The sequence below is a fragment of the Stenotrophomonas sp. YJH_SMC_32 genome, from assembly GCF_059369975.1.
In genome coordinates this window covers 1-24,597 of the sequence record NZ_JCAFTE010000014.1, presented here as the reverse complement: position 1 = coordinate 24,597, position 24,597 = coordinate 1, and the positions used below count along the sequence as shown (strand labels likewise).

23 protein-coding genes and 1 pseudogene are annotated in these 24,597 nt (G+C 67.4%); 16 read left to right on the top strand and 8 right to left on the bottom strand.

Annotation, left to right across the window (positions count from 1 at the left end; genetic code table 11):
- Positions 1-58: 58 nt before the first annotated feature.
- The 7 genes from AC5P7S_RS14630 (at position 59) to AC5P7S_RS14600 (ending at position 6,868) form a co-directional block, all read left to right on the top strand.
- Positions 59-856, top strand: coding sequence for a ParA family protein (locus tag AC5P7S_RS14630; RefSeq protein WP_005420387.1), 798 nt, complete (start codon positions 59-61; stop codon positions 854-856).
- Positions 856-1,779: a ParB/RepB/Spo0J family partition protein gene (locus tag AC5P7S_RS14625; RefSeq protein ID WP_049415931.1), complete on the top strand. Its 924-nt coding sequence runs from the start codon at positions 856-858 to the stop codon at positions 1,777-1,779. Before AC5P7S_RS14630 ends, AC5P7S_RS14625 begins: the two co-directional genes overlap by 1 nt.
- A 122-nt stretch (positions 1,780-1,901) precedes the next feature.
- Positions 1,902-2,636, top strand: coding sequence for a suppressor of fused domain protein (locus tag AC5P7S_RS14620; protein WP_005420384.1), 735 nt, complete (start codon positions 1,902-1,904; stop codon positions 2,634-2,636).
- A gap of 45 nt (positions 2,637-2,681) precedes the next feature.
- Positions 2,682-3,647, top strand: coding sequence for an NAD-dependent epimerase/dehydratase family protein (locus tag AC5P7S_RS14615; protein WP_005420382.1), 966 nt, complete (start codon positions 2,682-2,684; stop codon positions 3,645-3,647).
- A gap of 90 nt (positions 3,648-3,737) precedes the next feature.
- Complete coding sequence (locus AC5P7S_RS14610) at positions 3,738-4,460, top strand: glycosyltransferase family 2 protein (protein ID WP_005420380.1); 723 nt, start codon at positions 3,738-3,740, stop codon at positions 4,458-4,460.
- Positions 4,460-4,807, top strand: coding sequence for a lipid-A-disaccharide synthase N-terminal domain-containing protein (locus AC5P7S_RS14605; protein ID WP_005420378.1), 348 nt, complete (start codon positions 4,460-4,462; stop codon positions 4,805-4,807). Before AC5P7S_RS14610 ends, AC5P7S_RS14605 begins: the two co-directional genes overlap by 1 nt.
- Positions 4,808-5,089: 282 nt before the next feature.
- The gene (locus tag AC5P7S_RS14600; RefSeq protein ID WP_095378563.1) at positions 5,090-6,868 is read left to right on the top strand and encodes a DUF885 domain-containing protein; all 1,779 of its coding nucleotides are present in this window, start codon (positions 5,090-5,092) and stop codon (positions 6,866-6,868) included.
- 95 nt (positions 6,869-6,963) lie between these two features.
- Here AC5P7S_RS14600 and AC5P7S_RS14595 read toward each other — a convergent pair whose 3' ends face one another.
- The 5 genes from AC5P7S_RS14595 to AC5P7S_RS14575 form a co-directional block, all read right to left on the bottom strand.
- The gene (locus AC5P7S_RS14595) at positions 6,964-10,173 is read right to left on the bottom strand and encodes an efflux RND transporter permease subunit (protein WP_095378543.1); all 3,210 of its coding nucleotides are present in this window, start codon (positions 10,171-10,173) and stop codon (positions 6,964-6,966) included.
- A 10-nt stretch (positions 10,174-10,183) separates the two neighbouring features.
- Positions 10,184-11,389: an efflux RND transporter periplasmic adaptor subunit gene (locus tag AC5P7S_RS14590; RefSeq protein ID WP_171954839.1), complete on the bottom strand. Its 1,206-nt coding sequence runs from the start codon at positions 11,387-11,389 to the stop codon at positions 10,184-10,186.
- Positions 11,386-12,639, bottom strand: coding sequence for a TolC family protein (locus AC5P7S_RS14585; protein WP_095378547.1), 1,254 nt, complete (start codon positions 12,637-12,639; stop codon positions 11,386-11,388). The genes AC5P7S_RS14590 and AC5P7S_RS14585 overlap by 4 nt, the downstream gene beginning before the upstream one ends.
- Positions 12,640-12,695: 56 nt before the next feature.
- A complete protein-coding gene (locus AC5P7S_RS14580) occupies positions 12,696-13,034 on the bottom strand; it encodes a hypothetical protein (protein WP_053498807.1) in 339 nt (112 codons plus the stop codon).
- A gap of 167 nt (positions 13,035-13,201) precedes the next feature.
- On the bottom strand, positions 13,202-13,591 hold the full coding sequence (locus tag AC5P7S_RS14575) for a RidA family protein (RefSeq protein ID WP_095378549.1): 390 nt from the start codon (positions 13,589-13,591) through the stop codon (positions 13,202-13,204).
- 108 nt (positions 13,592-13,699) lie between these two features.
- Between AC5P7S_RS14575 and AC5P7S_RS14570 the strand changes: the two genes are divergently transcribed.
- Complete coding sequence (locus AC5P7S_RS14570) at positions 13,700-14,593, top strand: LysR family transcriptional regulator (protein ID WP_095378552.1); 894 nt, start codon at positions 13,700-13,702, stop codon at positions 14,591-14,593.
- A gap of 165 nt (positions 14,594-14,758) precedes the next feature.
- Positions 14,759-15,268 carry a DNA polymerase III subunit epsilon gene (dnaQ, locus tag AC5P7S_RS14565; protein ID WP_005420353.1) on the top strand — a complete coding sequence of 170 codons (510 nt, stop codon included), beginning with the start codon at positions 14,759-14,761 and terminating at the stop codon, positions 15,266-15,268.
- Positions 15,269-15,281: 13 nt separating this feature from the next.
- On the opposite strand, the gene AC5P7S_RS14560 is transcribed toward dnaQ, so the two are convergent.
- On the bottom strand, positions 15,282-16,496 hold the full coding sequence (locus AC5P7S_RS14560; protein WP_005420352.1) for a nucleotide disphospho-sugar-binding domain-containing protein: 1,215 nt from the start codon (positions 16,494-16,496) through the stop codon (positions 15,282-15,284).
- Between the two features lie 280 nt (positions 16,497-16,776).
- Between AC5P7S_RS14560 and rpmB the strand changes: the two genes are divergently transcribed.
- The 6 genes from rpmB to uvrD all read left to right on the top strand — a co-directional run bounded on the left by rpmB (position 16,777) and on the right by uvrD (position 23,168).
- Positions 16,777-17,013 (top strand): 50S ribosomal protein L28, encoded by a 237-nt coding sequence (gene rpmB, locus AC5P7S_RS14555; RefSeq protein ID WP_005411638.1) that lies wholly within the window; start codon positions 16,777-16,779, stop codon positions 17,011-17,013.
- 10 nt (positions 17,014-17,023) lie between these two features.
- On the top strand, positions 17,024-17,191 hold the full coding sequence (gene rpmG, locus AC5P7S_RS14550; RefSeq protein ID WP_169411268.1) for a 50S ribosomal protein L33: 168 nt from the start codon (positions 17,024-17,026) through the stop codon (positions 17,189-17,191).
- 515 nt (positions 17,192-17,706) lie between these two features.
- The gene (locus AC5P7S_RS14545; RefSeq protein ID WP_005420350.1) at positions 17,707-17,955 is read left to right on the top strand and encodes a hypothetical protein; all 249 of its coding nucleotides are present in this window, start codon (positions 17,707-17,709) and stop codon (positions 17,953-17,955) included.
- A 125-nt stretch (positions 17,956-18,080) separates the two neighbouring features.
- The gene (gene cls, locus AC5P7S_RS14540) at positions 18,081-19,499 is read left to right on the top strand and encodes a cardiolipin synthase (protein ID WP_095378554.1); all 1,419 of its coding nucleotides are present in this window, start codon (positions 18,081-18,083) and stop codon (positions 19,497-19,499) included.
- A 45-nt stretch (positions 19,500-19,544) separates the two neighbouring features.
- Positions 19,545-20,966: an FAD/NAD(P)-binding protein gene (locus tag AC5P7S_RS14535; protein WP_095378557.1), complete on the top strand. Its 1,422-nt coding sequence runs from the start codon at positions 19,545-19,547 to the stop codon at positions 20,964-20,966.
- 9 nt (positions 20,967-20,975) lie between these two features.
- Positions 20,976-23,168 carry a DNA helicase II gene (uvrD, locus tag AC5P7S_RS14530; protein ID WP_005420345.1) on the top strand — a complete coding sequence of 731 codons (2,193 nt, stop codon included), beginning with the start codon at positions 20,976-20,978 and terminating at the stop codon, positions 23,166-23,168.
- A 106-nt stretch (positions 23,169-23,274) separates the two neighbouring features.
- Here uvrD and AC5P7S_RS14525 read toward each other — a convergent pair whose 3' ends face one another.
- Positions 23,275-23,985, bottom strand: coding sequence for a hypothetical protein (locus AC5P7S_RS14525; protein WP_242441380.1), 711 nt, complete (start codon positions 23,983-23,985; stop codon positions 23,275-23,277).
- A 138-nt stretch (positions 23,986-24,123) separates the two neighbouring features.
- Here AC5P7S_RS14525 and AC5P7S_RS14520 point away from each other — a divergent pair, with 138 nt between their 5' ends.
- Positions 24,124-24,450: a low molecular weight protein tyrosine phosphatase family protein gene (locus AC5P7S_RS14520; protein ID WP_005420343.1), complete on the top strand. Its 327-nt coding sequence runs from the start codon at positions 24,124-24,126 to the stop codon at positions 24,448-24,450.
- Positions 24,451-24,481: 31 nt separating this feature from the next.
- Here AC5P7S_RS14520 and AC5P7S_RS14515 read toward each other — a convergent pair.
- A pseudogene (locus AC5P7S_RS14515) lies at positions 24,482-24,597 on the bottom strand (IS110-like element ISStma4 family transposase); the annotation flags it as partial.

Sequence of the window (24,597 nt, the reverse complement as noted above, 5' to 3'; positions counted from 1 at the left end):
AGGGGCCGGTTGTACGCATAATGACCGGTCCCAGCACACGTCGACGAGGCACACCCGCATGGCCCGCATCATCGCCATCGCCAACCAGAAGGGTGGCGTCGGCAAGACCACGACCGCCGTCAACCTGGCCGCTTCCCTGGCCAACGCACCCAAGCGCGTGCTGCTGGTCGACCTCGATTCGCAGGGCAACGCGACCATGGGCAGTGGCGTGGACAAGCGTGAGCTGGCCGCCTCCACCTACGATCTGCTGCTGGGCGAGTCCAGCGCCGCCGATGTACGCGTGCAGACCGCCGAAGGCTACGACCTGCTTCCCGGCAACATCGACCTGACCGCCGCCGAGATCCAGCTGATGGCGCAGAGCGAGCGCGAGCAGCGGCTGAAGCGCGCGCTGGCACCGATCCGCGACGAGTACGACTACATCCTGATCGACTGCCCGCCGGCGCTGTCGCTGCTGACGCTCAATGCGCTGGCCGCTGCCGATTCGGTGATCGTGCCGATGCAGTGCGAGTACTACGCCCTGGAAGGCCTGAGCGCGCTGGTGGAAACCATCGAAGCGCTGCGTGCCAACCTCAATCCGGCGCTGGAGATCGAAGGCGTGCTGCGCACCATGTTCGACGTGCGCAACAACCTGGCCAACGCGGTCTCGGCCGAGCTCACCGAGCACTTCGGCGATCGCGTGTTCCGCACCATCGTGCCGCGCAACGTTCGCCTGGCCGAGGCACCCAGCCATGGCCAGAGCATCGTCGGCTACGACCGGGCCTCGCGCGGTGGCGTGGCCTACCTGGGCCTGGCTGGCGAGATCATCCGCCGCAACAACGAACGCAACAAGGCCACCAAGGCCGTGGAGACCGTCTGATGACCAGCAGCAAGCCGGCAGCCAAGAAGCGAGGCCTCGGCCGTGGCCTGGACGCGCTGCTGGGCCCGAAGGGCGCGGTCAGCCAGGTGCAGGCCACCACGGCGGTGATCGAGCCGCTGCCGGGGGAAGTGCTGCGCAAGTTGCCGGTCGGCCAGCTGCAGCCGGGCAAGTACCAGCCGCGCCGCGAGATGGACGAGGGCAAGCTGTCCGAGCTGGCCGACTCGATCAAGTCGCAGGGCGTGATCCAGCCGATCCTGGTGCGCCAGCTGCCGGCGGGCAACTACGAAATCGTCGCCGGTGAACGCCGCTGGCGCGCATCGCAGCTGGCCGGGCTGGACGAAGTGCCGGTGGTGGTGCGCGAGCTGGAAGACCGCACCGTCATCGCGATGGCGCTGATCGAGAACATCCAGCGTGAAGACCTCAACCCGCTGGAGGAAGCCGAAGCGCTGCAGCGCCTGATCAGCGAGTTCACCCTCACCCATGCCGAGGCCGCCGAGGCCGTCGGCCGCTCGCGCGCGGCGGTGTCCAACCTGCTGCGCCTGCTGGAACTGCCGGTGGCGATCCGCCTGCTGCTGGAAACCCGCCGCCTGGAGATGGGGCATGCCCGTGCGCTGCTGACCCTGGCCCCCGAACTGGCCGGCAAGCTGGCCCAGGAAGCGGCCGACGAAGGCTGGTCGGTACGCGAGGTCGAGCGGCGCGCGCAGGCTTTCGCCGCCGGTAAGGTGCCGAGCAGCCGTCCGGTGGCCACGCCGAAGGTGCAGCAGGCCGACATCGCCTCGCTGGAAACCGAGCTGTCCGAAGCGCTCGGCGCCAAGGTGGCGATCAGCCACGGCCGTGGCGGCAAGGGCAAGCTGATCATCCACTACACCGACCTGGACACCCTGGACGGCGTGCTGGAAAAACTGCGCACGCGCCAGGGCTGAGCCCGGCGCCGCGTCGGGGGGCGGCCTGTTCCTGCCGCGCCCGGCGAATGACAGGGAACGCACCGCCACGCGCACCGGGAATGCACTGACCTCCGGCCGTGGCCTCATCCAGGGAGCAGGACATGAGCAACGACTACGAGGACGTCAGCCCGGACGGCACCCAGATACTGGTACATCGCCGTGAGAAGGACTTTGTGCTCGCCATCGGCGAAGAACGGCACATCGAGGCGATCAGCGCCCACATCGAACGCCACCTGGGCCCGGTGTCCGGTGTCTTCCATGAAATCATCTCCGACCTGGTGCACATCGACGTGCACGTGGTGCCGGCCAATGACCACTGCCCGTACCTGCGCCTGGTCACCTCCGGCATGAGCGACCTGCCGATGACCGTGCCCGCCGAGGTGGATGCGGACGTGCCGCGCTACATGGAACTGATGGTGACCCTGCCGGCCGACTGGCCGATGTCCCAGGACGCCTTCGAGGATGAGCGCAACTACTGGCCGGTGCGCCTGCTGAAGGGCATGGCGCGGTTGCCGCACGAGTACGACACGTGGCTGGGCTTCGGCCACACCATTCCCAACGGCCATCCCAGCGAGCCCTATGCGCCGGGCGTGGGTTTCGACGGTGCCATCGTGCTGCCGCCGGTGACCGCCCCGGAGGACTTCGCCACGCTGGAGCTGGAGGATGGCAATACCATCAGCTTCATGAGCCTGGTTCCGCTGTACCCCGAAGAGATGGACCTGAAGCTGAAGAAGGGCGCCGACGCCCTGCTCGACCGCTTCGATGCGAAACAGATCAACGATGTGATCGAGCCCGGCCGCACCAACGTGGCGAAGAAGCGTTTCGGTTTGTTCTGAGACCGGTAACATCAGGGGCCTGAACTTCGTTCCCAGGCCCCTGCCATGACCATCCTGCTCACCGGCGCTGCCGGCTTCATCGGTGCCTACACCGCCCGCGCGCTGCTGGAGGCCGGCCAGGCCGTGGTCGGCCTGGACAACTTCAACGATTACTACGACCCGCAGATCAAGCGTGACCGCGTGGCCGCGCTGTGTCCGGCGCTGGACCTGCGCACCCTGGACCTGACCGACCAGCAGGGCCTGGCCGCACTGTTCGACGAGGTGCGGCCGACCGCGGTGATCCACCTGGCCGCGCAGGCCGGCGTGCGCTATTCGCTGGAAAACCCGCATGCCTACGTCGACAGCAACCTGGTCGGCTTCGTCAACATGCTCGAGTTGTGCCGCCACCGTGGCGTGCAGCACCTGGTGTATGCCTCCAGCAGTTCGGTCTACGGCGATTCGGCCACGCCGCCGTTCTCCGAAGACCAGCGCGTGGACCAGCCGCGCTCGCTGTACGCGGCGACCAAGGCGGCCAACGAGCTGATGGCCTACACCTACGCGCAGCTGTACGGCCTGCATGCCACCGGGCTGCGCTTCTTCACCGTGTATGGCCCGTGGGGCCGGCCGGACATGGCACCGCTGCTGTTCTCGCGCGCGGTGCTGGCCGGGCGGCCGATCGACGTGTTCAACGAAGGCCGCATGCAGCGCGATTTCACACATGTCTCCGACATTGTGTCCGGTATCCTCGGCGCCCTCGCGCATCCGGCCGACGGCCCGGTGCCGCACCGGGTGTTCAACCTCGGCAACCATACGCCGGTCGAGCTGGAGCGCTTCATCAGCGTGATCGAGCAGGCCGCCGGCCGCCCTGCGCAGAAGGTCTACAAGCCCATGCAGCCCGGCGACATGGTGCGCACGATGGCCGATACCCGGCGCGCACATGACGCTTTCGGCTTCGATGCGGTGACCCCGATCGAACAAGGCCTGCCGCCTGTGGTGCAGTGGTGCCGCGAGTATTTTGGCGATCGCGCCTGAGGACGGATCCTCACGCCGCCGGGTTCATCTTCGGATAACCTCGGTTTCGGAGAATGCGCGGTCTTTGTCCCCCCTTTGGCCGAGTGCCTTATGAGCCAACCCGAGCTTTCCGTTGTCGTCCCGGTGTTCAACGAGCGCGACAATGTTGCCCCGCTGGTCGCCGAAATCACCGCTGCGCTGCGTGGCCGGCTGCCGTTCGAGATCGTCTACATCGACGACCACTCGCGTGATGACACCCTGGCGGTGCTGCAGGGATTGAAGGCAACCACCCCGGAACTGCGCGTGCTGCACCATGTGAACCAGAGCGGGCAGAGCACGGCGGTGCGCACCGGCGTCAAGCACGCGCGCGCGCCGTGGATCGCCACCCTGGATGGCGATGGCCAGAACGATCCGGCCGATATTCCCAAGCTGCTTGCCGCACGCGACGCCGCCGAGGCGCAGGTGAAGCTGTTCGCCGGCTGGCGCGTCAACCGCCAGGACAGCGGCAGCAAGCGCTGGGCCAGCAAATGGGCCAATGCCATCCGTGCGCGCATGCTGCGCGATGACACGCCCGACACCGGTTGCGGCATCAAGCTGTTCGAACGCAGCGCGTTCCTCGACCTGCCGTACTTCGACCACATGCACCGTTACCTGCCAGCGCTGATGCAGCGTGCCGGCTGGAAGACCACCAGCGTGCCGGTCAATCACCGCCACCGTACCGCCGGCGTGTCCAAGTACAACAACCTCGGCCGCGCGCTGGTCGGCATCCGCGACCTGCGTGGCGTAGCCTGGCTGATCACCCGAAGCAAGCGCACCGCGGTGGAGGAGCGCTGATGGATCTGGAGCTGCACTGGCTGGATCAGCCCCTGACCTGGCTGTACTGGACCGGCCTGCATGTGACCGGCTGGAAGCTGATCGGCTACACCGGCGCACTGATGTTCGGCGGCCGCTGGCTGGTCCAGTTCATCGCCTCCAAGCGCGCCGGCAAACCCGTCATCCCGCGCCTGTTCTGGTACATGAGCGTGCTCGGCAGCCTGATGACCCTGAGCTACTTCCTGTTCTCGGCCAAGCAGGACTCGGTGGGTGTATTGCAGAACCTGTTCCCGGCGTTCACCGCGCTGTACAGCCTGCACCTGGACATCAAGCACCGCGGCTGGAAGCGCGACAGGGCCAGCCACTGAGGGCGCGGGGTCGGATTCCTTTCCGCAGGAAAGGGCTCTGACCCCCGTCAGAATCCCCGGCGCATCCTCGCATGGCGTGGATCTACTGCATGTTCAGCGGCGGTGCCCTGGTAGATGCCGACCTTGGTCGGCGCTGGGTTTCCCTGTGTGCCAACCAAGGTTGGCATCTACCAGAGCGGCCGGTTCCCGGTCCTGCCTGCGCTGCAGGCAGGACCTTCGTCCCATGCCATGGGCCGTGGGCGGTGCCATGATCGGGGCCTGCCTTCCCGGGAACCTGTGCTCGTGAAAACCCGTCTTGCCGTTGCCCTGTTGATCGCCCTGTCCGCCCCCACCGTGGCCGTGGCCACACCCGCCGCCACCGCCGCCGCCGCGCCCGCCAGCGTGGCCACCGAATCGCCCGCGGATGCCGCCTTCCGCGCGCTGTACGAGAAGGAATGGAAGTGGCGCCAGCAGGGAGGTGGTGAAGCCAGCGAGGACGAAGACGCCCCGGCCAACGCCACCCGCATGCCTGACGTCGGCCCGGCCGCGCAGCAGGCGCGTCTGAAGGTGTGGGACGAGACCCTGGCCGCACTGAAGAAGATCGACCCGAAGACCCTGTCGCCGGACAACCAGGTCAACTACGCGATCTATCGCGACCAGGTGTTCAACCTGGCCGAAGAGACGCGCCTGCGCGGCTACGAAATGCCGTTCAACGCCGATTCCTCGTTCTGGTCCAACCTGTCCTTCATGGCCCGGCGCGAGATGAAGACCGTGCAGGACTACCAGAACTACATCGCACGGCTGAACGATGTGCCGCGTTACTTCGGCCAGCAGACCGAGAACATGCGCGTCGGCCTGAAGCGCGGCTTCAGCGTGCCGCGCGCGGTGCTGGATGGCCGCGAAGTGTCCATCGCCACCGTCGCCGAGCTGAAGGACCCGACCGAATCGCCGCTGTACGCGCCGTTCAAGAAGCTGCCCAACAGCATCCCGGCCGCCGAACAGGCCAGGCTGCAGGCGCAGGCGCGTGAAGCGATCAGCGGCAAGGTGGTGCCGGCGTTCCAGCAGCTGCGCACCTTCTTCGTCAACGAGTACGTGCCGCAGGCGCGCACCACCCTGGCCGCCGAAGCGATGCCCGATGGCAAGGCCTACTACAGGCAGCAGATCCACGAGTACACCACGCTGGACCTGTCGCCGGACGAGATCCACCGCATCGGCCTGGAGGAAGTCGCACGCATCCAGGGCGAGATGAACGCCATCATCAAGCAGGTGAAGTTCAAGGGCAGCTTCGCCGAGTTCCTGACCTTCCTGCGTACCGATCCGCAGTTCTATGCGAAGACGCCGGAAGAGCTGCTGTCGCGCGCCGCGTGGATTTCCAAGCGCGCCGATGGGCAGCTGGGCAAGTACATGACCCTGCCGCGCGCCCGCTTCACCATCGTGCCGGTGCCGCCGGACATCGCACCGTTCTGGACGGCCGGCCGCGGTGGCATGGGTACCTACTGGCTCAACACCTACAACCTGCCGTCGCGCCCGCTGTACAACCTGCCGGCACTGACCCTGCATGAATCCGATCCGGGCCATTCGTTGCAGGGCGCGATCGCCGCCGAGCAGAAGAACCTGCCCGAGTTCCGCCGCAACGCCTACATCTCCGCCTATGGCGAAGGCTGGGCGCTGTATTGCGAGAAGCTGGGCGTGGAGATGGGCATCTACGAAACCCCGTACGAGGATTTCGGTCGGCTGACCTACGAGATGTGGCGCGCCGCGCGCCTGGTGATCGACACCGGCGTGCACAGCAAGGGCTGGACCCGCGAGCAGGCGTTGGCCTACCTGCGTGACCACACCGCGCTGAGCGAGCATGAAGTGACCACTGAAGTGGACCGCTACATTTCCTGGCCGGGCCAGGCGCTGAGCTACAAGCTGGGCGAGATTGCCATCGTGCGCCTGCGTGCGCAGGCCGAGAAGGAGCTGGGCGACAAGTTCGACATCAAGGGCTTCCACGACACCCTGCTCAAGCAGGGCTCGGTGCCGCTGCCGGTGCTGGAACAGCAGATCCAGGCCTACATCGCCGAGCGCAAGAAGGCCTGACCGGTACCGGGTAGTGCCGGCCGCTGGCCGGCAATCCGACCCGGTCACGGGGTCGGATCCCTTTCCCGTGGAAAGGGCTCCGACCCCTTCTCACCTCACCCCACCGCCCGCGGCTTGACCACGCGTGCCGCAAACGTCGGCAGCACCAGCAGGGTCAGCACGGTGGCGGTGATAAGGCCACCGATCACCACCGTCGCCAGCGGTTTCTGCACTTCCGCGCCGGAACCGCTGGCGATCGCCATCGGAATGAAGCCGACGATCGCCACAAGCGCCGTGGTCAGCACCGCGCGGATGCGGCTGGAGGCACCATTGATCGCCGCCTGCAGCGGCAGGTCGCCGGCATCCAGGCGTTCGCGGATCGCCTGCATCAGCACCAGGCCATTCAAGGTCGCCACGCCGGACACGGCGATGAAGCCGACCGCTGCCGATACCGAGAACGGCATGCCCCGCAGCAGCAGCGCGAGGATGCCGCCGACCAGCGCCAACGGCACGCAGCTGAACACCAGAATGGCTTCCTTGCCGCTGCGCAGGGCCATGAACAGCAGGCTGCCGATCAGCAGGAACACTACCGGTACCACCGTCGCCAGCCGCTTTTCCGCGCGCTGCAGGTTCTCGAACTGGCCACCCCAGGTCAGGTAGGCACCCGGCGGCAGTGCCACGTCGGCTACCGCGGCCTGCGCCTCGCCGACGAAGCCGCCCAGGTCGCGACCGCGCACGTTGGCCTGCACCACCACGCGGCGGCTGCCGTTGTTGCGGCTGATCTGGTTCGGCCCTTCGCTGACCGTGATGCGGGCAACCGACGACAGCGGAATCACCAGCCCCGACGGCGTGGCGATCGGCAGCGAGGCCAGCTGGTCCGGATCGTTGCGCGCGGCATCGTCCAGGCGCACCACCACGTTGAAGCGGCGGTCGCCTTCGAAGATCTTGCCCGCCGCAGTACCGCCGATGCCGGTGGACAGTGCATCACTCACGTCCGCTGCAGTCAGCCCGTACTGCGCCGCCGCCACATGATCGATCGCCACGTTCAGCGTGGGCAGGCCGGAGATCTGCTCCACCCGCACGTCGGCCGCGCCCTCCACCGCACGCAGCTTCAGCGCCACCTGGTCGGCCACCTTCTGCAGCTGGCCGAAGTCATCGCCGAAGATCATTACGGCCAGGTCGGTACGCACGCCGGAAATCAGCTCGTTGAAGCGCAGCTCGATCGGCTGGCTGAACTCGAAACTGTTGCCCAGCTGCTGCCCGGCCAGCTTTTCGAAACGGGCCACCAGCGCGTCCTTGGCCAACTTCGGATCGGGCCAGTCCTTGCGTGGCTTCAGCACGATCACGCTGTCGGAGATGTTGGTCGGCATCGGATCGATCGCCGCCTCGGCGGTACCGGTACGCGAGAACACGGTCTCCACTTCCGGCTGCTTGGCAATCACCTTTTCCAACGCCAGTTGCATGGCCAGTGACTGCTCCAGCGACGTCGACGGCACGCGCAACGCCTGCATCGCCACGTTGCCTTCGTCCAGCGTCGGCATGAACTCGCGGCCCAGCAGCGAGAACGAGCCGATGCCCACCACCACCATCATCACCGCACTGGCCACTACCGTGCGCGGATGCGCCACGGCCTTGCGGATCACCGGCTCGATGCGCGCGCGCAGCACGCGTATCAGCCTGGTCTCGTGCTCGCCGTCGTCCGCATGTGCATCGGCGTCCTTCAGCTTCGGCTCGCGCACCAGCAGCGCCGTCATCGCCGGCACGAAGGTGAAGGAGAACAGGAAGGCACCGACCAGGGCCAGCATGAAGGTCGCCGCCATCGGGTGGAACGTCTTGCCCTCCACACCTTCCAGGGTGAGGATCGGCGCGAACACCAGCAGGATGATCAGCTGGCCGAACGCCGCCGGGCGCGCCATCTTCAGCGCGGAATCGGCGGCCACGCGCAGCCGTTCCATCGTGGTCAGCGCCCGGCCCAGTTCGGCGCGGCGCTGGCCCAGCATCAGCAGCGTCGACTCGACCACGATCACCGCACCGTCCACCAGGATGCCGAAGTCCAGTGCACCCAGGCTCATCAGGTTGCCGCTGATGCCGAAGCGGTTCATGCCGATCACCGCGAACAGGAACGACAGCGGAATCACCAGCGCGGTGATGGTGGCCGCGCGCAGGTTGCCCAGCAGCAGGAACAGCACCACCACCACCAGCAGCGCGCCCTCGGTGAGGTTCCGGGCCACGGTCTTGATGGTGGAATTGACCAGCACACTGCGGTCCAGCACCGGTGCGGCCACGATGTCGGCCGGCAGCGACGTGTTCACCTGTTCCAGACGTGCGGCTGCGGCCTGCGCCACGGTGCGGCTGTTGCCACCGGCAATCATCAGCGCGGTGCCCAGCACGGCCTCGTGGCCGTTGCGGCTGGCTGCACCCAGGCGCGGCGCGCGGCTCAGTTCCACGGTGGCTACATCGGCCACGCGCACCACCACGCCATTGCGGGTGGCCACGGGCGCCTGTGCAAGATCCTCGGTGGTCAGCGCCAGGCCATCGGCACGCACCACCAGGCCTTCGCCGGCCCGCTGCACGAAGCCGGCGCCGGCCTGCACGTTGGAGCGCTGCAGCGCGGTAACCAGGTCGGCCAGGCCGAGGCCATGCGCGGCCAGTTTGGCGCTGTCCGGATGCACGCCGTATTCCTTGACGTAGCCGCCGACCGTATCGACACCGGCCAGCCCCGGGCTGGAGCGCATCTGCGGCGCGATGATCCAGTCCTGCACGGTGCGCAGGTAGGTCGCGCGCTCTTCCGGCGTGCGCAGCAGGTTGCCTTCCGGCGTGCGGTAGACCTCGCCGGCCTGCCAGCCGGCTTCACCGGGCTTGGCCAGCCTGGCCGGATTGAACGCGGTGAAGTCCACCGTCCACATCAGCACCTCGCCAAGGCCGGTGGTGACCGGCGACAGCATCGGCGATGCACCATCGGGCAGGTCTTCCGATGCCTCGCGCATGCGTTCGGCCACCTGCTGGCGGGCGAAGTAGATGTCGGTGGCATCGGTGAAGATCGCGGTGACCTGCGAGAAGCCATTGCGCGACAGCGAACGCGTGGTGGTCAGGCCGGGAATGCCGGCCAGCGCGGTTTCCAGCGGATAGGTCACCTGCCGTTCGATCTGCTCCGGGGTCAGCGCCGGGGCCACCGTGTTGATCTGCACCTGGCGGTTGGTGATGTCCGGCACGGCGTCGATCGGCAGCTTGCCCAGCTGGAACAGGCCCACGGCGGCGATCAGCGCCGCCATGAACACCACCAGCCAGCGGTGGCGCACCGCTGTTTCAATGATCAGCTTGAACATGATCGCCTCCTCAGTGGCCGTGCTCGGCTTCGCCCTTGGCCAGCTCGGCCTTGAGCAGGAAGGCGTTGGCACCGACGATGCGCTCGTTGCCGCTCAGGCCACCGAGGATCTCGATGCGGTCACCGGCACGGCGCCCGGCCAGTACCGGCTGCGCCTTGAAGCCACCTTCGACGGCGACGAACACCGCGCTGCTGCCATCAACGTTCTGCACTGCATCGGCGGGCACGCTGAGCGAGCCGTCCTGGCCTTCGGTGACCACCACGGCCGATACCGGCGAACCGGCTGGCGGCAGCGACGCATCCACCGGCGTGGCGCGGATCACTGCGACGCCGCCCTGCTGCCGTACATCGGCGGCCGAACCGGTGACGGTAGCGGTGAAGCTGCCACCCGGCACGCTCACTTCCAGCGTCATGCCGGGCATGACCTGCGCCGCCAGCGCTGGCGGTGCGGTGAACACCAGCTCGTTCATCGACGGGTCGGCGACGTCGGCCACCGCACTGCCGGCGGCGACCACACCGCCCGGCGTGACCTGCACGTTGCCGACGATGCCGGCCACCGGGCTGGTGATGCGCACGCGTCCACTGGCATCGGGCGCACCATTGGCGGCGGCCTGTGCCTGTGCGGCAGCGGCCTGGGCCTGTGCCGCCAGCGAACGCGCACGCGAGGCTTCCAGCTCCTGGCGGGCGACCACGCCCTGGTCGACCAGGGCCTTGTCGCGGCCATAGGCCAGGCGTGCGGCCTCGGCTTCGGCGGATGCGGCCAGCGCATTGGCGCGGAACACCGCTGCCTCGCCACTGACCACGATGGCCAGCGCCTGGTTCTGTTTCACCGCCGTGCCCGGCGCGACCAGTACGCGCTCGACGCGGCCGGTCACGGTCGAGGCCACCGAGGCACGGGCACCGACCGAGGGTTCCACCCGACCGGCGAGGCGGGTGGAACCGCCACCGCCGCGACCGACGGCAACCACTTCGATACCGGACGCCTTGATCTGCTCAGGGGTCAGCGGTACCACGCCTTCATCGGTGTCTGCCGGCGTCTTCGCGGATTCGGCTTTGGCTTCCTTGCTGCCGGGCGCGTGGCCATGGCTGTCGTCGGTGCCGGCCTTGGTCGCAGCGGGGTCTTCATTGGCAGGTGTCTGCGCGTTGCCAGCGCAGCCGGCCAGCAACACAGTCAGCAGCATGCCGCCGATCAGCGGAAAAGTACGGGAGAGAGTCATGGGGCCTCCACAAAGGGTGCGCGCCCTTCAAGGCGGGCAAGATCGATTTCCGCGCCGACGCGCGACAGGCGCGCATCCACGGCGGCGGCGCGGGCGGCGATAAGAGCGCTGCGCGTGCTGCGCAGTTCCAGCTGCGAGATGCGTCCGGAGTCGAAGCCGATGCGGGCCAGGCGATACGCCTCTTCGGCGGCGACCACGCTTTCATCGGCGGCGCGGGTTCGGCTGCCGGCGGCCTTCAAACCGGCCACGGCGGAGAGGCGTGCCGCCTCGCTGTCGCGGCGCTGCTGGTCCAGGCGCGCTTCGGCCGCGCGCTGGTCGGCATTGGCGGCGCGGATGCCACCGCGGTTGCGGTCAAACAGCGGGATGCTGAGGCTGAGCCCGAGGTTGTAGGCACGCTCGCCGCCCTCTCGGAAGCGGGTCTGCGCGGCGGTGACGCTGAGGTCGGGCAGGGCGCGCTTGCGCTCCACCTCGACCAGTTTGCCCGCCGCATCGGCTTCGGCTTCAGCGATGCGCACCGCCAGTGCGGTATCGGTGGCGCCACGTGGCAGCGGCGGCGCACGGTCGAGCAGGCTGTCGCCGATCGACTGCACCGGCGCATCCAGCAGTGCAGCACCGGCCAGGCGGGCCAGCGCGGCATCGCGGAAGGCCTGCGCTTCATCCAGCGCGGCGTTGGCGTTGGCCACTTCGCTCTGCGCCTGCACCGCGCGCAGTTGCGGTTCGCGGCCCTGCTTGACCATCGCGTTGACGGCGTTGGCGTCATCGCGGGTGAGGCTCAGTGCCTCTTCGGCCAGGGTGTAGCGGCGCAGTGCACTTTCCGCCTGTGCGTAGACCACCGCCAGCTGGCTGGCCACATCGCTGCGGCTCTGCGTGCCACGCAGGTTGGCCGCCTGTGCCTCGGCGCGGGCCGCACGGACGCGCGCGCCGCGCTGGCCCCAGACCTCCAATGGCTGGGACAGGGTAAGCACGCTGTCGGCCTTGCCCATGCCGCCATAGGAGCCGGTGCCCCAGGCGTTCTCGGCCGACCAGGACAGGGAAGGGTTGGGCAGTGCGCGGGCCTGGTCGGCGCGCGCGTCGGCGGCCTCGGCCAGCGCCGCACCGACGCGGGTGCCGGGCAGCTGGTCCAGGCGTTCAAGCAGGGTGTCGTAGGAAGGGGCGGCTTGCGCCATCACCGATGCCGCCGGGGCCAGGCCCAGCAACACGGCGACGACCCGCCCGGCCGCACGCAGCGACCGAGGTGTCAGGATCGACATAGGGGGATTCCGGTTGTGAGTGAAACGGGAGCCCGCAATCGCGGGACGCGCTCAACTCACGCCCGGGGGGGACGCGTCAATTCATCCTGGGCGACCGCATAGGTCGCTGCGTCGCCGGCATTCATCCAGCGCGCCGGCAGCGGCGCACCGAAGGCGGCGAGGGTGCTGGCCGGCAGGCTCAGGTTGGAGTGGTGGCAGTGGTTGTGGCTGCAGGCACCGGCGTGCTTGCTGTCACTGTCACCCTCGGCATCGTTGGCGTTGCTTTCCACGTGCACCGCAGTGGTGTCGTGCGGTTCGACCGCGCAGGCCAGCACGTCGGCCACCGGCACGACCACGAACGCCGCCATCAGCAGCATCATCAGGTACGTACGCAGTTGGCGGGTGATCCGGCGCATGGAAGGGAGGCTAGCAAGCGGTTTTCGCCGGATACAATATCAATGGCCGCCTCGGGAATTCGTCGGAATCTCCCGTTCAGGTGGACCGGGCGCGGGGTCGGATCCCTTTCCTCCGGAAAGGGCTCTGACCCCACCGCGTTGCCGGCCAGCGGCCGGCACTACCCGTATCACGGCAGCTTCGCGATCACCTTGATCTCGAACTGGAACCCATACAGCCAGGTCACACCGATACCGGTCAGGGTCGGGTGCGGCGCCTCGCCCCAGTACTCGGACACGATCGCCCAGGCCTTCTCGAAGTTCTTCTCCGGATCGACCAGGAACACGGTCACGTCGATCACGTCATCGAACGTGCAGCCTGCGGCAGCCAACACCGCATTGAGATTCTCGAAGGCGCGGCGCACCTGCATTTCGAAGTCCGGCTCGGGCGAGCCGTCCTCGCGGCTGCCGACCTGGCCGGAGACGAACAGGAAACCGTTGGATCGGATCGCTGGCGAGTAGCGGTTGCGCTCGTACAGGGCCTGGCGGCCGGCGGGGAAAACGACATCACGCTGTGACATGGGGAAGATCCCGTGGGAGAGGACGCCATCCTCCCCGCCAGCGGTGTCTGGATAAACCGCGATGATCGGCCTAGATTGATTGCCAATTCCAAACAATCATGGCCCGCCATGGACCGTTTCGAGGCGATGCGGGCCTTTGCCCGCGTGGTGGAAACCGGCAGCTTCACCCGCGCCGCGCAGACCCTGCAGATCAGCCGCACCACGGTCACCCAGCTGGTGCAGCAGCTGGAGGCACACCTGCGGCTGCGCCTGCTCAACCGCACCACGCGCCGGGTCAGCGTCACCGCCGACGGTGCGGCCTACTACCCGCGCATCGCCCGCCTGCTGGCCGAGCTGGAAGAGGTGGAGGGCGGGCTGGGTGACGCAGCCAGCCAGCCGCGCGGCCGCCTGCGGGTGGATGTGCCGGGGCCTTACGCGCGGCTGCGGCTGGTACCGGCGCTGCCGGATTTCCAGGCGCGCTACCCGGAGATCCAGCTGGATATCGGCGTCAGTGACCGCGAGGTCGACGTCATCGCCGACAACGTCGACTGCGTGATCCGCGGCGGCACCCCGGCCGACCCGGCACTGGTGGCGCGGCCGCTGGGGGCGCTGCCGATCGGTTTCCACGCCAGCCCCGGCTATGTGAAGCGTTTCGGCGTGCCGACCGACCCGCGCGCGCTGGAAGGGCCGGACCACCACATGGTCGGCTTCCTCAGCCCGCGCAGTGGTCGCGCACGCGTGTTCAGCGCGCAACGTGGCGATGAGCGCATCGAGGTGCAGGGCCGCTACACGGTCGGTTTCGACGACGGCAACGCCTATCTGGCGGCGGCGCTGGCGGGGCTGGGCGTGGTCGCGCTGCCCAGCTACATGGCCGCGCCGCACGTGGCGCGCGGCGAATTGCTGCCGCTGCTGCAGGACTGGCGGCTTCCACCCATGCCGATGCATGTGATGTTCCCGCCGAACCGGCACATGAGCCAGCGGCTGCGGGTGTTCATCGATTGGGTGGTGGAAGCGTTGGGGTGATGCACACGCACCTGTAGAGCCGAGCCCACGCTCGGCTGCTTCTCGCTCCAACGCTCAAGGCCCGCGCTTCGCGCGTGAGCCGAGCACTGGTTCGGCTACAGGGAGGGCTTCCTGCTGCAGGCATGCGAAAATCATCGCGGCACGCAACAGGAACCATCGCCACGCATGAATCGCATCGTCGCACTGGACACCGAAACCACCGGCATCTCCCACCGCCTGGGGCACCGCGTGATCGAAATCGGTGCCGTCGAACTGATCGACGGCCAGCTCAGCGGCCGCCAGTTCCACACCTACCTGCAGCCGCAGCGCAAGGTGGACTGGGGCGCACAGCGCGTGCATGGCATCAGCGATGCGATGCTGGTGGGCAAACCGCTGTTCTCCAGCAAGGCCGCCGAACTGCTGGACTTCCTGCGCGGCAGCGAGATGGTCGCGCACAACGCCACCTTCGACGTGGGTTTCCTGGACAACGAGCTGCGCCTGGCCGGCATTCCCGGCACGCTGGCCCAGCACTGCCGCATCACCTGCAGCCTGAAGCTGGCGCGCGGGCGCTGGCCCGGCCAGGGCAACAAGTTGGACGATGTGCTGCAGCGCCTGCGCATCCCCGGCAACCGGGGCCTGCACGGTGCGCTCAAGGATGCCCATCTGCTGGCCCAGGTGATTCCGCACCTGCGCTGAGGCTTGCCCGCTGTTACATCGGCCGTAACCAGCGCTCGATCATCGCCACGCCACAGGCCACCCCGTCTTCATCGCTCATCGCCACGCCCAGGGCCGCCGCGCGCGCGCGTACTGCGTCGGCTTCTGCGAAAGTGATGGCTGCTGCCAGCGTTGCTGCATCCAGTCGCTTCGGTGACAACGGTGCCGGTGCCACGCCCAACCGACACAGGCGATCGGCCCAGAAGAACTGATCCGCAGCGAACGGCATCACCAGCGAGGGAATGCCGGCCCGGCAGGCCGAATGCGTGGTGCCGCTGCCACCGTGGTGGATGGCGAGTGCGCAACGCGGGAACAGCGCTTCGTGTGGGGTCGGCCCCAGTACGAAGACCGAATCGGGCAAGCGCATCGCAGGCAGTCCCACCCAGCCAGGAAACAGCAGTACCCGGCGTGGCGCCAGCGCCTGCAGCAAGGCCGGCAGCACGCGTTCGCGATCAAAGCCGGTCATGCTGCCGAAGCCAAGGTAGACCGGCGGCGGGCCGGCATCAAGGAAGGCCCGCAGATCGGCCGGGGGCGCCCAGGGCGCATCAGGAAGCCGCCATTGGCCACAGACGATGTGGTCGGCCGGCCAGTCCGCCGGTGGCGGCAGCAGCTGCGGTGAGATGCCATAGAGCATCGGCAGGCCGGACCACAGCGCGCGGCGCGGCGATTGCCCCAACTGCTGGCGTGCCGCGTTGATCGGCCGGCGGAACTGGCGCCAGATCAGGCCGTTGACCCACCCGTAGCTGGCCCGGTTCAACCAGCCCGGCGAGCGTCCGGGCGGCAGGAACGGGGAGCGGAAGGCGCGCGTCGGGGTCAGCGGAATCATGCCGCTGCCGATGACGGGAATCCTGCGGCGTTCGCCCACGCTCATGCCGACGAAGGCCGCCAGGCCACCGGTCAGAATCGCATCGCAGCCTTCGGCGGCGGCATCGGCCTGGCGCATCCAGCCGCTGACATGCTGCAGCGCCATCCGTGCCAGGCCGGTACTGGCGGCGGCAACGCCGTTGCCACGCGAGACCAGTGCGACCACGTCGTCATGGATGTCACCTTCAAGGGCCGCGTGGGGCACATCCAGTGCCTGCGCGCTGCCCAGGGTGCCGCCATCGGCCAGCAGTGTCACCGCGTGGCCTGCGCCGATCAGCCCATGGCAGAGCATGGCCAGGGGACGTGTGTCGCCTTCGGTTCCGTAGGTCAGGGCCAGCAGCCGCATGGCAAGCTCCGCAGTGGTCCGGGCCAGTATGCCGGTTGGCGGAGTGCCCCCGGTCCTGCCGGTCAGTCCCCGCCTGTGGGTAACTTGCGCAAGTGCTTGAACCGGTGCATAATGCGCGGCTCGCTGTGTCCGGTTTTCTACCGGGCGGCGTCCCCGGGAGCACGTCCCCGGCCGCCCAACGCCAGCGTAACCCTTTGATTCTCTTGACGTGTGGTGGGCAACCATCGAGGCCGCCGTCTCCCGGGCTACGGGCTGACAACTACTACTATCGAGGTGCGCAATGTCCCGCGTATGCCAGGTTTCCGGCAAGCGAGTGCAGACGGGTAACAACGTCTCGCACGCCAACAACAAGACCCGTCGTCGTTTCCTGCCGAATCTGCACGAGCGCCGTTTCTGGGTGGCCAGCGAGAACCGCTGGGTCAAGCTTCGTGTTTCCGCGCATGCACTGCGCACCATCGACAAGAACGGCATTGATTCCGTTCTGGCTGAGCTGCGTGCGCGCGGCGAAAAGGTCTGAGGAGTAAAGCATCATGGCAGGCAAGCGCGATAAGGTCCGTATGATTTCCTCGGCCGGTACCGGCCACTTCTACACCACGGACAAGAACAAGAAGAACACCCCGGGGAAGATGGAATTCCTGAAGTACGATCCGGTCGTGCGCAAGCACGTCCTGTACAAGGAAGGCAAGATCAAGTAATCCGCACGGGTTGCTGGTCCCCGCGAAGAAACCCGCCCTTGTGGCGGGTTTTTTCATGTTTGGCATCCAGGTGGTGGGTACCGACCGTTCGGGCATTCCCCTTTGGGTGGGTGCCGACCGTTGGTCGGCACTGGGCAGTCCCTGCGCACGCTGTCGCCAATGGCGCCGTGTCTGGAGCGAAGGGCTGAATGCGATAAGTGATTGTTCCTACCGGTTCCGGCGCTTCGCGCGGTTCAAATCGATTGGAACGACGGGCGTGGCCGTGCCCATGATGGCGAGCCGCTGCGGTTGCAGCGGTCGGGCTTGCAATCCCGTGAAGTCAATCAATCAGTAGACTCGCCCGCCGTCGCCGGAGATCCCTCCGGCGACGGTTGGTGACCTATCCGCCTCTATGGCGGACGGTGCGAGGGGGCCTTGCGCCCGCCGGTTCGTTTGCTGATTGATTGCTTCCCGGTATTGCAACCACGCATCGTCCGCCACCTTCACCGGTGGCCAGATCCGTTGAAGGAGGTTGCATGAACACCCCATCACACCGCCAGGACCTGGAACTGGGCTGGCTGCGCCTGCAGCGCATGTTGCAAGGCATCGAGGGCATGGCGCTGCTGCTGTGCGATCACCACCTGGCACTGGCCAACGGCGCACCGTCGCCGCTGCCGGAGGCGCAGCTGGAGCGGGCCGCGCAGGCCATTGCCTGCATGGCGCTCAACGGCCGCCGCCATGCCGATTCGGTACGCCAGCTGTGCGAGGTGCCGGTGCGGCACTGAGCCATTCTGTAGAGCCGAGCCCACGCTCGGCTGCTCTGCGGTCGGGCCGAAAGGCAGTCGAGCATGGCTCGACTCTACAAATCCCGCTGGGCAGAATGGCCCATCACCTCCCGACGGGCGACACGATGCTGTTCGAGTGGTTGCTGGGTTCGTACCTGCTGCTGATCGACTGGCTGATCCGGCTGGTCGCGCTGTGCTGGATCCCCACCCGCACCACGCCGGGGGCGGCGCGCAGTTGGCTGCTGCTGGTCGGCTTCGTGCCGCTGCTGGGCCTGCCGCTGTACCTGCTGTTCGGCCACCCATGGCTGTCGCGCGAGCGCATCCGGCGCCAAGCCGAGGCCTCGCAGGTCATCCGCGAGGAACAGGCGCTGCAGCATCGCCTGCGCTGGACACCGCAGCCGGACACCGCCAGCGCCGAAATCGTGCCGCTGGTGCAGTGCCAGGGCGATTTCATGCCGGTGCACGGCAACGCCGTCGACCTGCTGACCGACTACGACGAATCGCTGCACACGCTGATTGCCGACATCGACCAGGCCGAAGACCGCGTGCACCTGCTGTACTACCTGATGTTCGATGACGCGGTCGGCGAGGCCATTGTCGAGGCCCTGCAGCGAGCGGCTGCACGCGGCGTGCAGTGCCGCGTGCTGCTCGACGCGGTGGGCGCCAAGCGCGGCCTGCGCGCCTATCGCAAGCGCCTGCAGGCGCGCGACATCGAGGTACGCGCGATGCTGCCCGGTGGCCTGCGCTGGCGCCGCAGCGGGCGCATGGATCTGCGCAACCATCGCAAGATCGCGGTGATCGACAACGAAGTGGCCTATGTCGGTTCGCAGAACCTGGCCGGCCCGCAGTTCGTGCCCGGCCACCCGAACCGCGAGCTGGTGGCGCGCGTGCGTGGCCCGGCAGTGGCGCACCTGGAAGCGGTGTTCGCCAGCGACTGGTACATGGAAACCGGCCAGCGCCTGGACGTGATCGCCGATGTGCCCGAGTGCAGTGACGACATCGCCACCCAGCTGCTGCCAAGCGGCCCGGCCTATCCGTACAGCAATGCGCGCGATGCGGTGGCGGCGCTGATCCACTTGGCACGGCGACGGCTGGTGATGGTCACGCCGTATTTCGTGCCTGACGAAGCTACGCTCAGCGCGTTGCGCATTGCGGCCTTGTCCGGTGTGCAGGTGCAGCTGATCCTCTCGGCCAGCAACAACCAGCGGCTGACCTCGTGGGCGCAGGAGGCGTACTACGACGAGCTGCTGCGCTGTGGCGTGCGCATCGCGCTGTACGAGCCGCAGTTCCTGCACGCCAAGCACATGAGCGTGGACGAGGACATCGCCGTGCTCGGCTCGATCAACATGGACATCCGCTCATTCGCGCTGAATGCCGAGATCGGCCTGGTCTGCTACGACCGCGCGCTGGTGCAGCAGCTGTGTGCGATCGAGGATGGCTACCTGCGCGAGTCGCGGCAGCTGGACCTGCAGCAGTGGCGCAGCCGCCCCACGTGGCGGCGCAGCCGCGAAGGCATCGCACGGCTGGCCGATGCGTTGATGTGAGGCGGCGGCAATCGCCCGCTTCGGCAACCCGGCCCGTCATCGCCGATGGCCTACAATCGGCGCATGACTGATTCACCGCGTAATGGCGAACTGGACCTGGCAATCATCGGTGGTGGTGCGGCCGGGGTGCTGGTGGCGATCCAGGTACTGCGCCAAGCCAAGGCGCCACTGGCGTTGGCCATTCTCGAACCGGCTTCGCAGCTGGCCCAGGGCATCGCCTATGCCACGCCGTGGCCGGAGCACCTGCTGAACGTGCCGGCGGCGAAGATGAGTGCGTTTGCCGACCAGCCGGGCGATTTCCTCGACTACCTGATGGCCGCCAACGCCTACCCGGGCGAGGCGCGCGAGGTGCTGGGCGAGCGTTACGTATGCCGCCACTACTTTGCGGCGTACCTGCAGCAGCGCCTGCAGGAGGCCGCTGCGGCCAGCCCGGCGCAGCTGCAGGTGATCGCGCAGCCGGTGCTGGGCCTGCAGCCGGATGACCATGGCTACCGGCTGACACTTGGCGATGCCCAGGCGCTGCACGCCATGCAGGCGGTGCTCGCCACCGGCAACAGCATGCGGCCGCTGCCGGTGGCCGGTGCCGAGGCACTGCCCGCCGATGATGTGATCGAGGCCTGGGACTACGACGGCGTGCGTACCCTGGCCGGTGAGCAGGCCGTGGCCATCGTCGGCTCCGGCCTGAGCATGGCCGACACCGTGCTGGCGCTGGTTGCCGCCGGCCACACCGGCCCGCTGCACGTGATCTCGCGCCATGGCCTGCTGCCGCTACCGCATGCGCATGGCGGCCTGCCCACGTTCGACCCGGCCACGCTGCTGCAGATGAACCTGCGCCAGCGCCTGCGCGCGTTGCGCGGGTTCGCTCGCCAGGCGCAGGCCGACGGGCTGCCGTGGCAGGGCGTGATGGACCGCATCCGTCCGCATGGACAGGCGCTGTGGTGCAGCCTCGACGCGGCCGACCAGCGCCGCTTCCTGCGTCATGTGGTGCGCTACTGGGACGTGCATCGCCACCGCATCGCCGAAGAGGTCGACGCACAGCTGCAGGCGCTGATCGAAAGCGGCCAACTGCGCATTCACCGGTCCCGCCTGCAACGCGTCCGCCGCGAAGGCGATGCCCTGCGGCTGTCGGGTCGCGAAGCCAACGGCAATGAACAGCACTGGACGATCAGCGGCGTTGTCAACGCCACCGGCGTGGAAACCCGCGCCAGTGCGCTGCGCAATCCGTTGCTGCAGCAGCTGCAGGCCGAGGGCCTGGCCCGCCCCGGGCCGCATGGGCTGGGCCTGGACAGCACGGTGCCGGGCGACCGCCTGCGCAGCGCCAGTGGCCAGCCGCAGGCACGGCTGGGCGTGCTCGGCAGCCTGCGCATCGGCAGCCTGTGGGAAAGCCTGGCGGTGCCTGAACTGCGTCAGCAGGCGCAGGCACTGGCCACCCAGGTGGTCGCAGGAGCCGCGACGGCGATGCCGTAAAATGGGGGCATGGATGTCTCCCACCTGCTTGATGGCCTGAACCCGGCCCAGCGCGAAGCCGTCTCCGCTCCCCCCGGTCACCACCTGGTGCTGGCCGGTGCCGGTTCCGGCAAGACCCGCGTACTCACCCACCGCATCGCCTGGCTGCATGAAGTCGACGGCGTGCCGACCCACGGCATTTTCGCGGTGACCTTCACCAACAAGGCGGCCGGCGAGATGCGCCACCGCATCGATGCACAGTTGCCCCATGGCAGCCGTGGCATGTGGATCGGTACCTTCCACGGCCTGGCCAACCGCCTGCTGCGCCTGCACTGGCAGGACGCGAAGCTGCCCGAAGGCTTCCAGGTGATGGATTCGGACGACCAGCTGCGGCTGGTCAAGCGCGTGGTGCAGGCGCTGGAGCTGGACGACGGCAAGTACCCGCCCAAGCAGATCGCGTGGTGGATCAACGCGCAGAAGGACGAGGGCCGCCGCCCGCAGCACATCCAGCCCGAACCGCACGACGCGTGGCTGGAAACCATGCGCCAGGCCTACATCGAGTATCAGGCGCGCTGCGACCGCGCCGGCCTGGTCGACTTCGCCGAGCTGCTGCTGCGCGCGCATGAACTGCTGCGCGACAACCCGGCGCTGCTGTCGCACTACCGCGCCCGCTTCCGCGAGATCCTGGTGGACGAGTTCCAGGACACCAACGCCATCCAGTACGCCTTCGTGCGCGTGCTGGCCGGTGATTCCGGCCACGTGTTCGTGGTCGGCGACGATGACCAGGCCATCTACGGCTGGCGCGGCGCCAAGGTCGAGAACGTGCAGGGCTTCCTGCGCGATTTCCCGGGCGCGCAGACCATCCGCCTGGAGCAGAACTACCGCTCCACCGCCAACATCCTCGGCGCCGCCAACGCGGTGATCGCGCACAACCCGGACCGCATCGGCAAGCAGCTGTGGACCGACAGCGGCGACGGTGAACCGATCGACCTGTACGCGGCGTACAACGAGATGGACGAGGCGCGCTACATCGTCGAGCGTGCCCGCCAGTGGGTGCGCGACGGTGGCAGCTACACCGAAGTGGCCGTGCTCTACCGCAGCAACGCACAGTCGCGCGCGCTTGAAGAGGCGCTGCTGAGCGAACAGGTGCCCTATCGCGTGTACGGCGGCATGCGCTTCTTCGAGCGTGCCGAAATCAAGGACGCGCTGGCCTACCTGCGCCTGCTGTCCAACCGCAATGATGACGCCGCTTTCGAGCGCGCGGTCAACACGCCTACCCGGGGCATCGGCGACCGCACGCTGGACGAAGTGCGCCGCGAGGCGCGCGCCCAGGGCATCTCGCTGTGGGAAGCAACGATGCTGGTCACCCAGGGCAACGCGCTGGCCGCACGCGCGCGCAATGCACTGGCCGGCTTCCTGGGGCTGGTCAACGAGCTGCAGGCGCAGACCGTGCACATGACCCTGGCCGAGCGCGTGGACCACGTGCTGGCCCGCTCGCAGCTGCGCGAGCACTGGAGCAAGGAAAGCCGCAATTCGCTGGATTCGGAATCGCGCACCGACAACCTCGACGAACTGGTCTCGGTCGCTTCGCGCTTCGTGCGCCGCGCCGACGACATCGAGGAAGTGGGCGAGGACATGGACGAGCTGGTCGCGTTCCTGGCTTACGCCGCGCTGGAGGCCGGTGAAGGCCAGGCGCAGGCGGGCGAGGACGGCGTGCAGCTGATGACCCTGCACTCGGCCAAGGGCCTGGAATTCCCGCTGGTGTTCCTGGCCGGCCTGGAGGAAGGCCTGTTCCCCAGCGCACGTTCGCTGGAGGAAAGTGGGCGTCTGGAAGAAGAGCGTCGGCTGGCCTACGTGGGCATTACCCGCGCGCGCCAGAAACTGGTGCTGAGCTATGCCGAATCGCGCCGCATCCACGGCCAGGACAACTACAGCCTGCCATCGCGCTTCCTGCGCGAGATTCCGCGCGAGCTGCTGCACGAAGTGCGCCCGAAGGTGCAGGTCTCGCGTCCGGCCTCGCTGGGCAGCAGCCGGGTGATGGGCCATGCCTCCATCGAGTTGCCACCGATCAAGCTCGGCGCACTGGTCACCCATCCCAAGTTCGGCGAAGGCATGGTGACCGACTACGAAGGCAACGGCGCCCACGCCCGCGTGCAGGTCGAGTTTGCCGACGCCGGCAGCAAGTGGCTGGTGATGGCCTACGCCAACCTGACGGTGATCTGATCACCGTCGAGGAACGGGATACCTGTAGAGCCGAGCCTATGCTCGGCTGCTTGTACCGGGAAAACCCAGCCGAGCTTGGGCTCGGCTCTACAAACGCGGTCGGTCGTCAGCCGGTGGTGAACGTCTCTACGGCTGCCACCAACCGCGCTCGGTCCATCGCTTCTTCGTCCTGGCGGTTGCGGATCAATACGTAGTGACCTTCCTCCGGCGACAACACCTCGATCACCTCATTGCGATAGTTGGTGATCTCGATGAAGCCGCTGCTCACTCCGTTGAGGTTGTCGATCTCGGCCATTAACGTCTCCAGGCTCACGATGGCGCCGTCCTTGTCCGTTCCGCCGCCAGTGCGAGGATTGTCGAGGTACACGCTTATCTTCGGCTGCCTGGTCCTATGCCAGTTGTTGACGTCAACGATGTGATGTGTGGACCACTTGAAGTCCTCTGCTGATTCGTTGCCGTTGAACTCACACCGGAAGATCGGCAGGCATAGGAACAGCCCCGTGCGCTTCTCGATCCGATTCAGAAGTCCGTGATAGGTGCTGGGAACCGCCATCGCATGAGTGAACCCATAGGCGTTGGAAGGAATCTCGAAGATCGTTGGCCCATCATGTGAAAGATGGTGCGGTGCGTTCAGTACAACGCTGGCGGCGAATTCCGGATCATCGACATTCTTGGACGCGATCGCGAGGTCATGTCCCTTGGCGTTCCTCACGCAGCAGTAGAGTACGTACGTCGCGACTACGTACTTGCTGAAGTAGCAGCCGTGGACTTCGACCACCTCTCCGAACGACGTTAACAGGTCATCCTTGGTGATCATGGGCATCTGGACGGTGGCAAAAGCACATGGTGGCCCCTTGAACGGTCATCCGACCATGCAACTTGTCTGAAAGCACCCTGTTGGGGTCAGAGCCCTTTTCCGTTGGAAAAGGGATCCGACCCCGATTAGGCTGCGGCCATGACCCGCAACGTGCTCTTCCTCTGCAGTCAGAACCGCCTGCGCAGCCCGACGGCCGAGCAGGTATTCGCCGATTGGCCGGGTATCGAGACCGCCTCGGCCGGGTTGCTGGCCGATGCCGAGGAAGTGCTCAGCCCCGAGCTGCTGCAGTGGGCCGACCTGGTGTTCGTGATGGAGCGCGCCCACCGCAACCGGCTGTCCAGCCGCTACAAGGCGTGGTTGAACGGCAAGCGAGTGATCTGCCTGGATATTCCGGACGACTACGAGTACATGGACCCGGTGCTGATCGAGCTGCTCAAGCACAAGGTGACGCCGTTCCTGCGCTGACGGGCTGTTGTAGATACCGTGTTGCCCTTGCCTAGGCAAGGGCGCCGTCAGGCTCAAATGGGCGGCCGCTTTTCAGTACGCCCCAAACCAGATGGATGAGCTTGCGCATCACCGCACACATGACGACCTTGAAGGGCTTTCCTTTCG

Coding starts and splice junctions, on each gene's coding strand:
- AC5P7S_RS14630 (WP_005420387.1), top strand. CDS start 59: ATGGCCCGCATCATCGCCATCGCCAACCAGAAGGGTGGCGTCGGCAAG.
- AC5P7S_RS14625 (WP_049415931.1), top strand. CDS start 856: ATGACCAGCAGCAAGCCGGCAGCCAAGAAGCGAGGCCTCGGCCGTGGC.
- AC5P7S_RS14620 (WP_005420384.1), top strand. CDS start 1,902: ATGAGCAACGACTACGAGGACGTCAGCCCGGACGGCACCCAGATACTG.
- AC5P7S_RS14615 (WP_005420382.1), top strand. CDS start 2,682: ATGACCATCCTGCTCACCGGCGCTGCCGGCTTCATCGGTGCCTACACC.
- AC5P7S_RS14610 (WP_005420380.1), top strand. CDS start 3,738: ATGAGCCAACCCGAGCTTTCCGTTGTCGTCCCGGTGTTCAACGAGCGC.
- AC5P7S_RS14605 (WP_005420378.1), top strand. CDS start 4,460: ATGGATCTGGAGCTGCACTGGCTGGATCAGCCCCTGACCTGGCTGTAC.
- AC5P7S_RS14595 (WP_095378543.1), bottom strand. CDS start 10,173: ATGTTCAAGCTGATCATTGAAACAGCGGTGCGCCACCGCTGGCTGGTG.
- AC5P7S_RS14590 (WP_171954839.1), bottom strand. CDS start 11,389: ATGACTCTCTCCCGTACTTTTCCGCTGATCGGCGGCATGCTGCTGACT.
- AC5P7S_RS14585 (WP_095378547.1), bottom strand. CDS start 12,639: ATGTCGATCCTGACACCTCGGTCGCTGCGTGCGGCCGGGCGGGTCGTC.
- AC5P7S_RS14580 (WP_053498807.1), bottom strand. CDS start 13,034: ATGCGCCGGATCACCCGCCAACTGCGTACGTACCTGATGATGCTGCTG.
- AC5P7S_RS14575 (WP_095378549.1), bottom strand. CDS start 13,591: ATGTCACAGCGTGATGTCGTTTTCCCCGCCGGCCGCCAGGCCCTGTAC.
- AC5P7S_RS14570 (WP_095378552.1), top strand. CDS start 13,700: ATGGACCGTTTCGAGGCGATGCGGGCCTTTGCCCGCGTGGTGGAAACC.
- dnaQ (WP_005420353.1), top strand. CDS start 14,759: ATGAATCGCATCGTCGCACTGGACACCGAAACCACCGGCATCTCCCAC.
- AC5P7S_RS14560 (WP_005420352.1), bottom strand. CDS start 16,496: ATGCGGCTGCTGGCCCTGACCTACGGAACCGAAGGCGACACACGTCCC.
- rpmB (WP_005411638.1), top strand. CDS start 16,777: ATGTCCCGCGTATGCCAGGTTTCCGGCAAGCGAGTGCAGACGGGTAAC.
- AC5P7S_RS14545 (WP_005420350.1), top strand. CDS start 17,707: ATGAACACCCCATCACACCGCCAGGACCTGGAACTGGGCTGGCTGCGC.
- cls (WP_095378554.1), top strand. CDS start 18,081: ATGCTGTTCGAGTGGTTGCTGGGTTCGTACCTGCTGCTGATCGACTGG.
- AC5P7S_RS14535 (WP_095378557.1), top strand. CDS start 19,545: ATGGCCTACAATCGGCGCATGACTGATTCACCGCGTAATGGCGAACTG.
- uvrD (WP_005420345.1), top strand. CDS start 20,976: ATGGATGTCTCCCACCTGCTTGATGGCCTGAACCCGGCCCAGCGCGAA.
- AC5P7S_RS14525 (WP_242441380.1), bottom strand. CDS start 23,985: ATGATCACCAAGGATGACCTGTTAACGTCGTTCGGAGAGGTGGTCGAA.
- AC5P7S_RS14520 (WP_005420343.1), top strand. CDS start 24,124: ATGACCCGCAACGTGCTCTTCCTCTGCAGTCAGAACCGCCTGCGCAGC.